Genomic DNA, 14,058 nt, shown 5'->3' with positions numbered 1-14,058 from the left:
GGTCACGCAAAGCCGATACCAAGAATCGGTGCGTGAAGATTGTCTGTGTCCATCAGGAGCGCCGGTGTGCTGCAGCAAACGAAGATATGCATCGACCTGGATCGCTGTGAAACCGAATTCGATTTCATCAAGTCATGGGTCGAATCGGGGGCCGACGCGCTGATGATTCGTTGTGACCGCCAGACTGGCGATCGATGGCGGGAGGCGACCGAATGGGTGCGGGCGTTGGAACGCTCGGTTGGTCGACCCATTCCGGTGATCTTAGATCTTCCGAACGCGGAGTTTGCGGAGGGACTGTTTCGCGAAGGGGCAACCAACGAGGTCGATCTGATTGCGGTGTCGGCGGTCGGAGGAGGCGCGTCGATTCACAAGTTGCGAAATGCATTGAAAAGCAATGCGTCAGTCCCGCAGGTCGTTGCCCGGTTTGACGCGGCAGGCGCGTTCCAGGACATCGAGTCGATTGTGGACGCCGCCGACGCGGTCACGATCACATTGGAAGGATTGCAAAGCGTCGCTCCCAGCCAGTCGCCGGTCGTACAGAAGCAGATTTCACGGCATTGTCAGATTGCCGCAAAGCCTTGCCTGGTCCAACGTGACTCGCTGTGTCGTCTGGCAACGTCGCCGCACCAGCAACAACCCGACGTCTTTGATCTCGCCAACATTGTCTTCGACCACGCCGACGGTGTTTTGCTGAGTGCCGATCAGATCGACCGCTCGTCGGTTGTGCAGTCCATGCGTACGGTGCGCGGCATTCTGGTATCGGCGGAAGCCTACTTGGAAGTGACCGATCGTCCGGTCCGCGTCGGATTCGGGCAACCGCCCAACACGGCCGCGCTGGCCTATGCGATTCGTCACATTCTGAAGATGCAGGAGATCGCCGCGGTCGCGGTGTACTCGATGAGCGGAACGACCGCCCGCGTTATCTCCAAGAACTGGCTTGATGCACCGATCCTGGGGATTTCACCGAACCTGGCGACGGCCCGTCGGATGAGTCTGTATCACGGTGTCGCGTCGCACCATCTGGACAGACCGCTGGACACCGGAGAGGTGTTGAAGACCGCCGGGGAGCTTGCAAAACGGTGGGGCATCGCGGTTCCCGGCGATCGCATCATCGTCGTTTCGGGCCATCCCCATCAGACGCAGGAGCAAGCCAACGGGTTTGTCGTCGAAACGGTGGGATAGGCTTCCATCCTGTCAATCCAACATCGACAGGCTGGAAGCCTATCCCACTTCTTTAACTGAACTCGCCGCTGATGTATTGGCGTGTCTGTTCCGCTTGGGGATCTTCAAAGATCTGTTCAGTCTTTCCCATTTCAACCAGGTGCCCCGTCCGCTCGCCCTGTGAGGTGTCGACGTACAGGAATGCGGTTTGATCGGCAACGCGTTGGGCTTGCTGCATGTTGTGGGTGACGATCGCGATCGTGTACTTTTTCTTCAACTCCGTCATCAATTCTTCGACCTTGCGGGTCGCGATCGGGTCCAGCGCCGAACACGGTTCGTCCATCAACAACACTTGGGGTTCCACCGCGATCGCCCGCGCGATGCACAGGCGTTGCTGTTGGCCACCGGACAGCGACAGTCCGCTTTGACGCAGTTTGTCCTTGACTTCATCCCACAGCGCCGCGCCTCGTAAGGCTTTTTCAACGATCTCGTCGTAGTTTCCGCGATAGCCGTTGATCCGCAACCCGTAGGTGATGTTCTTATAGATACTCATCGCGAACGGGTTGGGTTGTTGGAACACCATGCCGATGTGGCGGCGTACGGCGACCGGATCAACGCCCGGGTGATAGATGTCATTGCCGCGGAACTGGACGTGACCTTCGAATCGGAAACCGCGGATCAGGTCGTTCATTCGGTTCAGGCATCGCAGGACGGTGCTTTTTCCACAGCCTGAGGGGCCGATGAATGCCGTGACCTCGCCTTTGCGGATCGGGATTCTGGTGTCGCGCACCGCTTTAAAGCTCCCGTAGTACAGTTCTTTCAGATCGCAATCGATGACGGCTTCGCCGGTCGTCGCGTCGGGTTTTGGGGCTTGGATCATCAGGGCAGGCTTCAGCGTTGTGGTGTGCGGACGGAGAATGATTTTCCGGCGAGATTGACGACCAGCACCATCAGGACCAACACCAGCGATGCGGACCAGCACAGTTGCACTTGGTTTTCAAAGGGGACGCCGGAAAAGTTGTAGATCAGAACCGCCATCGAGGCGGTCGGTTGATGGAGGTCGAGTTGGTTGTTGGTCACGACCCAGTAATTGCTGAACAGTGCGGTGAACAACAGCGGTGCGGTTTCGCCGGCCGCACGCGCGATCGCCAGCATCACGCCGGTCAAAATGCTGGGCATCGCCGTGGGAAGCAAAATCCGTATCACGGTTTGCGTGTGTGTCGCCCCCATCCCGATCGATGCTTCGCGCATCTTGCTGGGCACCATCCGGATTGCTTCTTCGGCGGTTAGCATGACGATCGGAAGCATCAAGATCGACAATGCGACGCCACCAGCCCACGCCGAGAACCCGCCCATCAACATCACCACCGCGCCGTAGGCAAACACTCCGGCCAGGATCGACGGGAATCCGCTCAACACTTTCGCGCAAAAGCGGACGACGGTCGCCGTTCGGCTATTCGGCCCCAATTCGGCCAGAAAGACCGCGGCCAGGATTCCAAAGGGAACGCTGATCAATCCCGCGACGCCGACCATCACCAGTGTCCCGACCAACGCGTTTCCGAACCCGCCACCTTCCTCGAACGGTGCCGGCGGAAGAGACCAGAAATTGGACGCCGAAAGGTTGGATCCGCCGCGGTAAAACAGCATGAAAATCACCGAGAACAGCGGCACCAACGCAAACACGGTCAGGACGGTGACCAGCAGGCTGAGGAAGATGCTCAGCAGGACTCTTGGTTTCCGCAACGATCGTTGCAATTGGAGGATCGATGTTTCGCCAGGTAGCAATGCTTCGATGTCTTGGCGGGTCTCAGGTCCCTGGAGCACTTCGTTCATCAATTCAGCCCCTTCAAGCCTGACGTGGCACGCTGCAGGATCAAAGCCCCGAACATGTTGACGATCAGCGTGATGGCCATCAGCACCAATCCGGCATACATCAGCACGGCAACCTTGTTCTCGTCGCCGCCCGCTTCGGCAAAGTTGTTCGCCAGCAACGATGCGAGTGTGTTGCCCGGGGAAAACAACGAGACGCTGATACGATTGGCGTTGCCGATCAGCATCGCCAGGGCCATCGTTTCGCCCAGGGCACGCCCGAACGCCAACACGACGGCGCCAAAAATCCCGCCCGCCGCGGTGGGCAAGATCACGGCGAGAAGGGTTTCCCAGCGTGTCGCGCCGAGTCCATACGATGCTTCGCGAAGCTTCGGAGGAACCGTCGCCAGGGCATCGCGGCTGATCGCCGCAATCGTCGGCAGGATCATCACCGCCAGGACCAGCGAAGCAGGCAACATCCCGGGACCGCTGAGCGGTGTTGAGAACGGTGGGAACCAGCCCATGTGTTCGTGTAGCCAGTTGCAGCCGCCGCGAATCATCGGGATGACGACGAAGATCCCCCACAAACCGTAGACGACGCTGGGGATCGCGGCCAGCAATTCGACCAGGTTCTTCAGCAACGTCTCACAGGCCGCCGGCAATTTGCCCAGCACTGGATGAAGATGCAAACCGACCAGCTTTAATCCGTTGTAAACCACACCGCCGAGGTAGCTTTCATTCAGAAAGATCGCCACCGATACGCCGAACACCGTGCCGATCAACAACGCAAGAAGGGAGCTGTAAAGCGTCCCCCAGATCTCTGGCAGAATCCCGTACTCGCCGGTGTTCGGGTCCCAAGTCGTCCCGCTCAAAAAGCCGAGCCCCTGACGTTGCATCGCGGGGGCCGAATTGCTGCCGATTTCCCAGACGATGTAAAAAACGACGACGATCGTCAGCCAAGCAAACAGAAAACTGACGGTGCGAAACGTCCGGTCGGAAAACCGTTGGAACGGCGACGGCGGGCGTGCGATTTCTTGTGGGGCGTTGGTGTCCATCTCATTGATGTCGTCGGTAGAATCTGACTGCGATAGCGAGATGGATGTCTAAGTCGCCGAAGCCGGCGCAGAAACGGTGATGCTGTCCAACGCCGCTTGGACTTGTTCCACTACCGTTTCCGGCAACGGGATATAGCCCAACTGCTCGCTCGATTTCTGACCTTCGGTCAAACAGTACGTCAAAACGTCCTTGAGCGCTTGGACCGTTTCCGCATTCGGATAGGTCTTGTAACAGATGATCCAGGTGTACGTGACGATCGGGTAGGCATCGTCGCCTTCGGGGTCCGGCATCCAGGCAATCAAGTCTTCCGGCATCGCGACCGACGCCATCGCCGCCTGGGCCGACTCGATCGAAGGCTTGATGAACGATCCCGCTTTGTTTTCCAGCGAAGCCATCGCCAGCTTTGCTCCGACGGCGTAACCGAACTCGATATATCCGATCGATCCCGGTGTGGTGTTGATGCTGGCGGTCACGCCCTCGTTGCCTTTGGACTTGGTGCCGACCGGCCAGTTCGGCGCTTTTTCGACACCGACCGACTCGGAAAACTCCGAGTTGATTTCCGCCAGATGTTTCGTGAACACGTACGTCGTACCGCTACTGTCGGATCGGACGACCACATTGATCGGTTGATCCGGCAACTCGACGCCTTCGTTGGTCGCCACGATCGCCGGATCGTTCCACTTGGTGATCTTGCCCAAGAAAATATTGACGTAGGCTTCGCGCGAGAGCTTGAGTTCGTCGACACCTTCCAGGTTGTACGCCAACACGACGCTGCCCGCCGTCATCGGCAGCAATTGAACACCGCCATCGACGCTTGCCATCTCATCGGGTTTCATCGCCGCGTCGCTGGCACCAAAGTCCACGGTGCGGTCGATCACCGATTTGACGCCTTGTCCGCTTCCGACCGATTGGTAATCGATTTGGACGTCGTCATGGGAGTTGCTGTAGGCCTTGAACCATTTGTTGTACAGCGGAGCAGGGAAGCTGGCGCCGGCGCCCTGAAGCTTGACAAAGTTCTCGCTGCCGCCGGACCCGCATCCCTGTGTCAGCAACAACGCCGTGACAAGACTTGCGGAGGAGATAAAGCGATGGATGCTCATGCTGGTTCCTGCGTGATTCTGAGCCGCAACGTTTTGGGGCGACACATCGAGAGGACGAACGGATCAAGGTTCGTGGGCCCCAATCACAAACGATCACCTCGTCTGCGACGGCCACTGACCGAGCATCGTTCTAGGTCGACTCAACCAATCCGACAATGATCGCGGATCGAACAACATGGAATCTTCACAGTGGCCGATGTGCAATCGAAATGTGAAGATTGCGTGAAGTGACGAGTTGTCTCACATCGGGCCGTTTGGGCCATCACCCACACCGAACACACCGCCTCAACGAAGGCTTCCTGCCCGGGAGGGGTTTGTCTTAACTTGGTGCCCATACCCCTCGCTTCGCTCAACCCTTTTGTCAGGGTCAAAATAAAACGCTCGGGACCCTGCCGTCACAGCCGCCCGGCCAGCAGCTTGTCGGCGGCCTTCTCGGCGGCTTGCATCACCTCGGCGATCGTCACACGCCCGCCGTCGCGTTTTCGGCTTTCCGCGGCGGCTTCCATGAACGCGTACAGTTCGATCGTCTCGTTCGGATCGATCGGAAGCTCGCGGGTGCGGAAGAACTTGGCGATCTGGACGACCAACGGTTTGTAGCCGCCGTAGTCTCCGATCGGTGCGATGCCTTTTTCTCCCATTGCGGTTCCGCCGTAACCGGTTTTCCCTTCGCGGATGCCGTGATAGGTTCCGATCCGACCGCCCGACCAGACACCCACGACCACTTCGCGGCCTGGGGTCAGCGTTTGGCTGACGCTCTGGCAACCGGCGCCCATGCACGTGTACAGCGATTCGACGCCGTGGATGCCGTACCAGAACAGATCGGTGTGTGAGGGTTCGGTCGACGCGGGGCTGTAGGCGTTGCAGCCCAACACGCGGCCCACCTTGCCAGCGCGAATCGCTTGGGCGCCTTCGCTATAACGCAGTGAAGAACTGGAAAACATCGGCACGCCAAAGTGTTCCGCCGCACGATAGATCGCGACGACCTCGGCCAGATTCGATGCCACCGGTTTGTCGATGAACACCGGCTTTCCGGCTTTGAACACGGCGAGCGCCTGATCCAAGTGTGGTTTTCCGTCGTTGGTTTCCAATAGCACACAATCCACTCGGTCCAGCAGATCGTCGAGCGAATCGACGATCTCGATTCCCATCTCCTTCATCTGCTCGGTGTACTTCGGAATGCGGCTGTAACTGGATTCGATCGTGCGACTGCCGTAGGGATAGGCCGCGACGACGCGACAGTTCTGCATTTCGGGATTCGCCGGTTCCGCATTGAAGGACTTGGTGAATGCCGGGACGTGTGACGTGTCCAGTCCGATCACGCCGATGCGGAGCGTGGTTTCGGCCGGCGGGGCATCTTGGCCGTTGGCGACGGACGTCACGGCCAGTGTGATCGCCAGCAGGGTCGCGACGCTTCGTCGAAGGTAGAGAGGTGGGGGAACCACGCTCTGGCGAGCGTAGCTACGATGGTGGGACATGTCTTGGTTTGCGTCGCGATGGAGGGATTTGAATAGGGTTTTCATCAGACCACCGGCTCCCATCCCTTGGCGTATTCTCGTGACCAGAGTTGGTTCGCGGCCTCGTTGTTCTGCGGCCGGCCGTCGCTGGCGTCGGTGTGCAGTACGCTGGACGTGCGATAGGCGATGTTGCCCAGGTGACACAGCAGGGTGCTGCGGTGGGCGATTTCGATGTCGGCGTTGGTGCGATGGCCGTCGCGAACGGCGGTGATGAAGTCGTCGAAGTGATCCTTGTCTCCGCCGGCGCCGTTGCCGCTGGCGACTTCTTTGCGTTGCATGTCGTATTGGGTGTATCCCGCATTACGGATCACGATCGTCCCTTCGGTTCCGTGGAAACTGATGCCGAATCCCGAGTCGTGCGGCCCCAAAGGAGACCAACTGAGGCCTTCCCAGGTGATCGTTTTGTTTTCGGGGAAATCAAACGTGACCATCATCGTGTCGGGCGTTTCCTGGTCGTCTTCGTGACGGTACTTTCCGCCGCCGGCGGTGACGCGCGTGGGGAATTCGACCTGCATTCCCCAGCGGGCGACATCCAGACCGTGGACGCCGTTGTTGCCCAGTTCGCCGTTGCCCCAGTGCCAATGCCAGTGCCAGTTGTAATGCACGATGTTGTCTTTGAAGGGACGATCCGGCGCGGGGCCTTGCCACAATCGCCAGTCCAACCACGACGGCACGGGGGCGGGTTTGCCGACGCCGATCGGACCGCGGCGGTTGTTGTACCAGGTGCGGCAGTACAACGCCTTGCCGATCGCTCCGCTGTGAATCTTCTGGACGGCTTCGGCGATCCCGGGCCAGCTGCGGCGCTGCGTCCCCATCTGCACGACTCGATCGTTTTTGCGTGCCGCCGCGATCGCCATCTCGCCTTCGGCCGGCGTGTAGCTGCAGGGTTTTTCGACGTACACGTGCTTGCCCGCGCCGCAGGCCATGATGGTCGCCGGGGCATGCCAGTGGTTCGGTGCGGCGCAGATCAACGCGTCGACGGATTTGTCATCCAGGATGCGGCGAAAGTCCTTGACCGTTTCGGTCTTCGTCGATTGTTTCTCGTTGACGATCTTTGCCGCCCGCTCGGCCGCCCGCTCATCGACGTCACAGATGTACGCGACGTCGACTTGTCCGCTGGCCAGCATGCCCTTGACGATCGCACCGCCACGACCGTTGACGCCCATCACGCCGATGGAAAGTTTTTCCGAAGGTGCCGCGGCGGCTGGTTGTTCTTGGGCATCCAGGCGGCTGGACAGGCCCAGCGCGGTCATCGAAGCGGCGCCGGTTTTCAAAAACAGCCGGCGGTCACGTTGCAAGGTTTCAAAATCGTTCATTCAAATCAATCCGGTACAGGTGGGAAAAAGGTGGGATAGGCTTCTAGCCTGTCACGTGCTGGATCGTTTCAAACTGGAATGACAGGCTGGAAGCCTATCCCGCGGGGGATGACAATCATATGGTTTGTCGCGTGCTTCATGCGGTCAGTTCGGGGATGGGTTTGCCGTGGTCGACGATCGGCGTCGGGCGTCCGTTGAAGTCTTTGATGAACACTTTCGATGCATCGATGCCCAGGTGGTGGTAGATGGTGGATAAAAAGTCGCCCGGACCACAGCGTCGATCGATGGCGTCTTCGCCGCGTTTGTCGGTCGCGCCGATGAAGCGACCGGTTTCGATCCCTCCGCCCGCCCACAGGTTGGAAAACGCCCGCGGCCAGTGATCGCGTCCGGGTTGTTTGGTTCCCGACGGGGCGCTGGCATTGCCGGCGCCGGTGCTGGGTTGATAGTTGATCTTCGGTGTGCGGCCGAATTCACCGGTCACCACGACCAACACGCGTTGGTCCAATCCACGCTGGTGCAGGTCTTCGATCAACGCCGAAACGGCCTGGTCATACGCCTCGGCACGAAATCGCAGCGCGTCAAAGACGTGGTGGTTGACCGCGTGGTCGTCCCAGTTATTGACTCGGCCACAAAGCGGACCTCGCAAGCTGGTCGTCAACACGTCCACGCCGGCTTCGACCAGTCGCCGTGCCAACAGCAGTTGTTGTCCCCAGGTGTTGCGGCCGTACCGGTCACGCGTCTGATCGTCTTCACGCGTCAGGTCAAACGCTTCTTTGGTTTTGGGGTTCGTCAACAACGTCAACGCTTGGGCTTCGAACTGATCGAGCGCGCCGAGTTCGCCGTAGGTGTCAAAGGCGCGGTGCAGCGTGTCCAGTTCTTGCCGCAACGTGGTCCGGCGTTTCAATCGCTCGACTTCACCTTTGTCGCTCAGTCCGATATTGGGAACGACAAAGTTGGGCGCGTTCGGATCGCCGGTGACCGAAAACGGCGAATACGCGTCTCCCAGATAGGCCGGGCCGTTGTACGTCGTCGGCGGATTAATTCCGACATACGCGGGCAGCGGGTTGGTTCGCGGCCCGTCCATCGATCGCAGGTAATTGGCCACCGACATCCAGTCGGGCAGTCGCGGCTTGGGTTTGTCGCGGGTGTCGCTGTCACCGGACAGCAACTGCATCGAACCGGCAGGGTGCCCGCCGGCGCCTTGGTACATGCTCCGCAGCACCGTGAACTTGTCGGCGATCGCGGCCTGGCGGGGCAACAATTCGGTGAAGTGCATGCCGGGCACTTTGGTGGGAATCGTTCCGAACGGGCCGCGATACTCGCTGGTCGCCAACGGTTTGGGGTCGTAGGTGTCGATATGGGAACAACCGCCGGGTTTCCACACCATGATCACCGCGGTCCGCTTTTGGGGATCTGTTTGGTTCGACTCCGCCGCACTGGCGGCGCGCAGTCGCAGGATGCCCGGCAGCGAGACGCTTGCCATCCCGGCCAGTCCCAGTTTCATAAAACTGCGTCGCCGCTGTGGCAAGCCGTGAGTTGGCATTCCGGGAGTCTGGCTACCGCAATCGTCACACTCGTGATGGATCATTTCGTCGCCTCGGCGGGGACCACGTGAATCGAAATCGGTTTGGAAACGTAGATGTCAACGATGTCTTTGGGCTTGGCATCACCGCGCGCGTACTTGGCAACCGCGCCGCCGTAGAACGCGATGGTGTGATCACCCTGCGGTGTCTTCAGTCTTGCGAGGTCCAAGGTCACCTGGGATTGGTCTTCGGTCAGCGACAAATCAAAACGCGCGTTGCGTTCGAATGCCGCGCCGAAGGTTTGCAGCGCCATCGATTTCCCCGAGAAATCGCCGCGTCGGATCAATCGCAACGGGATCGTCAGCTTCCCGCCGGCCTCGACCTGCCACACCTTGTCTTCGGCGGCTTCGATCGACAGCCCGGCTTGTTCGATCCCGCCGACGGAAACCGGAATCTGATCGACCAGCCGCGGATCCGGGATTTCGCTCTTGGCATTCGTCACCGGCCATTTCATCGACGCCCAATGGCAGTGTCGCACCACATCCTGGCCGTCGATGGTCGCACGGCCGAACAGGTCGGCCATCTGCAACCCGCGCGGTGCGTTGGCGGCCGCACTGACCAGCATGATGCCGCGAGTTTTCCCGGCGGCGATTTTTAGTCCGGTCGCCGTGACGCCTTCGGGAAGGTTGTCGAAAAACAGTTCGATCTCGCCATCAAAACCGTCGCGGCGGACGACCACAATTTCAAGCGGCATGACCGCGCCGCCACGCAGCGCGATCGGTTTGCTAAGCGCGTTGCGATCCCCGTTGCGAAGTCCCATGTGCAGGGCCCAGCCGACGAGGGCAAAATCGGGCGCCGCCTTGCGGACGATCATCCGATAGCGATTGGCCGGATCGTTTCGCGTGCCGCCGAACAAGTCGGTGACGCGAATCCGGTACGTGCCGTCTTCATTGATTTCGAATTTCCCCAGCGCGTCCGAGGAACCGGCGTTGTAGGGCGGACCGTCATAGGAGTAACCGTTGGAGGACCGTTTCACGGGGCTGGGGATGTCGGCCAGTTCTGCGACATCGACGACCTTGCCGCCGTTGATCACACGTTGCACGACGACGGAGGGATCGGTCGGGCGACCGAGTCGTTCCGATGCGACTTCGACCCACCACGTTTCCCCTTTCTTGGCGGTGAACTGATACGTATCCACATCCGCGGCGGGAAAGAAACTGCCGCCGACATCGCAGGGCAACGTGATCCCCATCGCCCCATCGTCGACCGCTGCCAGTTCGGACTCATCCGCGGCGGGAACGTCATCGACACCGGGCGGGGGCCAGGAAAATGAGTTTACGCTTTTGGTCGCGGGTAAACGTGTCACGACGGCATCGGCGGTCGCTTCGGTCAGTGCCAGGCGAAAGAAGTAGTGAGGTCCGCCCTTGAACGTCAGGTCATGAACCTTGACGTAATAGCGACCGTCCTGGGGCGCGGTGAAATCGATGATGCCTCCGCGTCGCTCCACGATCAGATCACTGCCGCCGGCATCGGCGACGACCAGCACCGGGTTCATTTTCGAATCGATTCCCTTGGCGACACAATCGACAATGATCCGTTGGTTTTGCTTGGCATCAAACGCATAAAAATTCACCGAGCGGTCGACCAACGTGGCATTGACGATCGAACCGATGGGGACCTCCAACGCGGTCTCCAGCGAAGTGCTGGGGCCGGTCTGAGTGACTTCGGGGACGTCGCTGACCGAAAATGCGCGGGCCGAGGAGATGCCCAGCCCGGCCATGATCCGCGCGTCGTAAACGCCCGCCGCGCAATCCTTGGCGATGCGAACCAGGAACGTGTCGGCCACGACCGTGCCGTCGTCACTGAGTTTGGGTGTCGCGATGATTGATGGATCGGAAAAGATCAACTGCTCGCTGCCGTCGAGCGATTGACCGGTGACCTTGACCTCGATTTCCGTCCCTGCTTGGCCACCCATCGGCATCGTGGTCAACAACCTCGGCGCCGGCAGACACACCGACTGTGCGTGCAGCAACGTGGGCAGGCAAAGCAACGCGGTAGCGCCCAGCCAAGCACCCGGCAATATGCAGCGACCACCACGCGGTGAAATGCGACGCAAGGGCAGGGGATCGGTCATCGGAATCATCCAATCGGTGGTCGGCGAAGGGTGGGATAGGCTTCCAGCCTGTCATGCGCTGGAAGGTTTTGGGTAGGGATGACAAGCCTGGAAGCCAATCCCAGATTAATGGTTAAACAAAAACTCTTTGGTGTTCAGCAGCGCCCAGGTCAGGTCTTGCAGGTTCTCGCGGAGCGTTCGGGTTTCATCGAGTGGTTTGCCGTCGGCGCCGGTTCGTGGTTCGTTGATGTATTGCAATGCGGTCGCGAGTTCGGATTCGCTGGGGGCACGGGCAAAGGCCGCGAGATACAGCTCGTTGATTTTCTCAGCCGCGGACGTCTTTTCGCCGATCAATCGATTGATGCGTCCGCCGCCCGCGGCCAGTTTTGATTTGATGTCGCCGGCGTTCATCAAGTGCAAGCTTTGCGCCAGGCTGCCCGATTGCACGCGTTCGCACTCGCACACGCTGGTCGCTTCGGGGCGACCGAACACACGCAAGAACGGAGACGCTTTGTTGTAGCTGTTGTCCGGCAACGCGACCGCCCGCGTTCCGATCGGCAGGTTGGCAAATGAAGTTTGCGCCCCGGTGACTTGGTCGATCGCATCGAGCATGACTTCGGCTTGCAACCGTTTGGGGTAGAACCGCGAGTAGTTTTGGGAGTCGACCAGATTGTGCTCGTTGGGAATCGCACTCAATTGATACGCTTTGGAATTTGTGATCGCGCGAATCAGTGCCCGCAGGTCGAATCCGCTGTCGACGAAATGTCGTTCCAACGCACCCAGCAATTCGGGGTTGGTCGGCGGGTTGGTGTCGCGGATGTCGTCTTCCGGTTCGATCAGCCCGCGGCGGAAGAAGTGTTTCCAGTAACGATTGACCAGGGACTTGGCGAAGAACGGGTTGTCCGGGTTGGCCATCCAATCGGCCAGTCGAAGCCGGGGGTCTTCGTCCGGCGGAATCTCGCCGACCGAATCACCGAGTGCCGCCGGGGGCACCGGTTGGCCGTTCTTCATGTTGACCGCTTGGGCCATGCCCCGCTGGTGAAAGATCAAGTCCTCGCCGGCGGTGTCGGTGGGTTTTCGCCCGATGCGGCTGAAGAACGCCGCCAGCGAATAGTAGTCTTCTTGGCTCCAGCGTTCGAACGGGTGATGATGGCACTGGGCACATTGCAGACGCACGCCGAGGAACAGTTGCGCGACGTCTTCGATTTGTTGTTTCGGTTCTTTGACCCGCTTGTACCAGGCGACCGGAGGATTGGCGATCACCGTTCCCGTGGCGGCCAGCAACTGGCGAACCAGTTGGTCGTACGCTGTTCCGGCCAGCAGGTTGTCGCGGACCCAGGCGTGGAAGGCAAAATTGGACGTGATGTCACTCGCATCGTCACGGCGATTCTTCAGCAGCGCCGTCCACTTGTTGGCAAAGTAATCGGCGTAGTCGGGGCTTCGCAGCAAGCGATCAATGGCCGTGGCGCGTTTGTCAGCCGCGTCGTCGGCTGCGAACGCCCTGGCCTCTACTTCGGTCGGCACGCGTCCGGCGATGTCCAAGCTGACGCGCCGCAGAAAGGTGGCGTCGTCACAAACCTGCGACGGTGGAATGCCGAGTTGTTTTAGATTCGCAAAAACCAGTTCGTCGATAAAGTTGTTCGGCGGCGGAGGTGTGACCGGTTGGCCGAGGGGGATGGAGGCGTTGTAGACGGCGACGCGGTCTTGGTATCGCACCATCACGGAGACCTTTCCCGGCAGGTCCAGCGCGGTCACCTGTCCCGATTCGGTGACGGTGGCCATCGCCGAATCATTGGATTCAAACAGGCTGGTCTTTGTCACGTCGCGGGTCGATCCGTCGGAAAACGTGGCGATCGAACGAAGGTTCAAACTTTCGCCGGGAAGGAGGGTTCCGGTGGCCGGTTCGATGGCGATCGCGACCAAATCCGGATCCGCGGCCGGTCGGTACGGTGAACCCGCTTGGATCCAACGCAGCAGCGTGTTGTAGTTTTTCGAGTCCTTTTCGATCCGCACGCCCCCGCCGTGAGGGACGTCGCCGGCCGCTTTGGCAAGCAGCAAACTGCGCGGGGGATCGAGCGGAAACAGGCGTCGACCGCGACCTTCCCGAACCAGGTGTTGGTAATCTTCCAGGGGTTCAAAGCCCAAAAGCGACAATTGAAATCCGTTCTGCCCGCCGCCGGCCTTGGCGTGACAGACACCCGCATTGCAACCGGCTTTGGTCAGCACGGGCACGACATCGTTGACGAAGCTGACCGGGTCCCCTGGCGTCTGTGCGACACAGGGGGCAGGGCGTTGGATGAGCAGCAGGCCCAGCGCCAGGATGGCTGGCAGCAGCCATCGTTGGATTCGATTGTGGTCAGACACAGTGGTCATGGGCCGAGCGGCGGCAGGGGGGGACAACATCGCGTTGTTGAAGTGGGAGGGGACATCAGTCTACCGTGTTCGGGTCACCGCGTCCAATTTTGA

Annotated in this window: 10 protein-coding genes; 1 reads left to right on the top strand and 9 read right to left on the bottom strand. The window is 60.0% G+C overall.

Going from position 1 to position 14,058, the window contains the following annotated elements; all coding sequences use genetic code 11:
* The first annotated feature begins 45 nt into the window (after nucleotides 1-45).
* Nucleotides 46-1,182 carry a pyruvate kinase gene (locus tag H1B37_RS09585; protein ID WP_182866425.1) on the top strand — a complete coding sequence of 379 codons (1,137 nt, stop codon included), beginning with the start codon at nucleotides 46-48 and terminating at the stop codon, nucleotides 1,180-1,182.
* A gap of 52 nt (nucleotides 1,183-1,234) precedes the next feature.
* Here the strand turns inward: H1B37_RS09585 and pstB are convergent, their stop codons facing one another.
* The 9 genes from pstB to H1B37_RS09540 form a co-directional block, all read right to left on the bottom strand.
* On the bottom strand, nucleotides 1,235-2,041 hold the full coding sequence (pstB, locus tag H1B37_RS09580) for a phosphate ABC transporter ATP-binding protein PstB (RefSeq protein ID WP_182866424.1): 807 nt from the start codon (nucleotides 2,039-2,041) through the stop codon (nucleotides 1,235-1,237).
* 11 nt (nucleotides 2,042-2,052) lie between these two features.
* Nucleotides 2,053-2,994, bottom strand: a complete 942-nt coding sequence (gene pstA, locus H1B37_RS09575) for a phosphate ABC transporter permease PstA (protein WP_182866423.1) — start codon at nucleotides 2,992-2,994, stop codon at nucleotides 2,053-2,055.
* Nucleotides 2,994-4,025, bottom strand: a complete 1,032-nt coding sequence (pstC, locus tag H1B37_RS09570; protein WP_182866422.1) for a phosphate ABC transporter permease subunit PstC — start codon at nucleotides 4,023-4,025, stop codon at nucleotides 2,994-2,996. Before pstC ends, pstA begins: the two co-directional genes overlap by 1 nt.
* 48 nt (nucleotides 4,026-4,073) lie before the next feature.
* On the bottom strand, nucleotides 4,074-5,126 hold the full coding sequence (gene pstS / locus H1B37_RS09565) for a phosphate ABC transporter substrate-binding protein PstS (protein ID WP_182866421.1): 1,053 nt from the start codon (nucleotides 5,124-5,126) through the stop codon (nucleotides 4,074-4,076).
* A gap of 395 nt (nucleotides 5,127-5,521) precedes the next feature.
* Nucleotides 5,522-6,601 carry a Gfo/Idh/MocA family protein gene (locus H1B37_RS09560; protein ID WP_182866420.1) on the bottom strand — a complete coding sequence of 360 codons (1,080 nt, stop codon included), beginning with the start codon at nucleotides 6,599-6,601 and terminating at the stop codon, nucleotides 5,522-5,524.
* Between the two features lie 44 nt (nucleotides 6,602-6,645).
* Nucleotides 6,646-7,956: a Gfo/Idh/MocA family protein gene (locus H1B37_RS09555; protein WP_286177573.1), complete on the bottom strand. Its 1,311-nt coding sequence runs from the start codon at nucleotides 7,954-7,956 to the stop codon at nucleotides 6,646-6,648.
* A 136-nt stretch (nucleotides 7,957-8,092) separates the two neighbouring features.
* A complete protein-coding gene (locus H1B37_RS09550; RefSeq protein WP_286177572.1) occupies nucleotides 8,093-9,499 on the bottom strand; it encodes a DUF1501 domain-containing protein in 1,407 nt (468 codons plus the stop codon).
* A 41-nt stretch (nucleotides 9,500-9,540) separates the two neighbouring features.
* Entirely contained in the window at nucleotides 9,541-11,613 is a 2,073-nt protein-coding gene (locus H1B37_RS09545; RefSeq protein ID WP_182866419.1) for a PPC domain-containing protein, read from the bottom strand.
* A gap of 105 nt (nucleotides 11,614-11,718) precedes the next feature.
* Nucleotides 11,719-13,965 (bottom strand): DUF1549 domain-containing protein, encoded by a 2,247-nt coding sequence (locus H1B37_RS09540; RefSeq protein WP_182866418.1) that lies wholly within the window; start codon nucleotides 13,963-13,965, stop codon nucleotides 11,719-11,721.
* Nucleotides 13,966-14,058 lie beyond the last annotated feature (93 nt).

The sequence above is a fragment of the Stieleria mannarensis genome (genome assembly GCF_014154935.1).
GTDB classification, from domain to species: domain Bacteria; phylum Planctomycetota; class Planctomycetia; order Pirellulales; family Pirellulaceae; genus Stieleria; species Stieleria mannarensis.
Note: the sequence above shows the minus strand (reverse complement) of the source record. Positions and strands in the feature narration are given on the sequence as shown.

What these genes read in the sequence shown, in the direction of transcription:
- H1B37_RS09560 (WP_182866420.1), bottom strand. Translation starts at nt 6,601, where the DNA reads ATGTCCCACCATCGTAGCTACGCTCGCCAGAGCGTGGTTCCCCCACCT.
- H1B37_RS09550 (WP_286177572.1), bottom strand. Translation starts at nt 9,499, where the DNA reads ATGCCAACTCACGGCTTGCCACAGCGGCGACGCAGTTTTATGAAACTG.
- H1B37_RS09545 (WP_182866419.1), bottom strand. Translation starts at nt 11,613, where the DNA reads ATGACCGATCCCCTGCCCTTGCGTCGCATTTCACCGCGTGGTGGTCGC.
- pstB (WP_182866424.1), bottom strand. Translation starts at nt 2,041, where the DNA reads ATGATCCAAGCCCCAAAACCCGACGCGACGACCGGCGAAGCCGTCATC.
- H1B37_RS09555 (WP_286177573.1), bottom strand. Translation starts at nt 7,956, where the DNA reads ATGAACGATTTTGAAACCTTGCAACGTGACCGCCGGCTGTTTTTGAAA.
- pstC (WP_182866422.1), bottom strand. Translation starts at nt 4,025, where the DNA reads ATGGACACCAACGCCCCACAAGAAATCGCACGCCCGCCGTCGCCGTTC.
- H1B37_RS09540 (WP_182866418.1), bottom strand. Translation starts at nt 13,965, where the DNA reads ATGACCACTGTGTCTGACCACAATCGAATCCAACGATGGCTGCTGCCA.
- pstA (WP_182866423.1), bottom strand. Translation starts at nt 2,994, where the DNA reads ATGAACGAAGTGCTCCAGGGACCTGAGACCCGCCAAGACATCGAAGCA.
- pstS (WP_182866421.1), bottom strand. Translation starts at nt 5,126, where the DNA reads ATGAGCATCCATCGCTTTATCTCCTCCGCAAGTCTTGTCACGGCGTTG.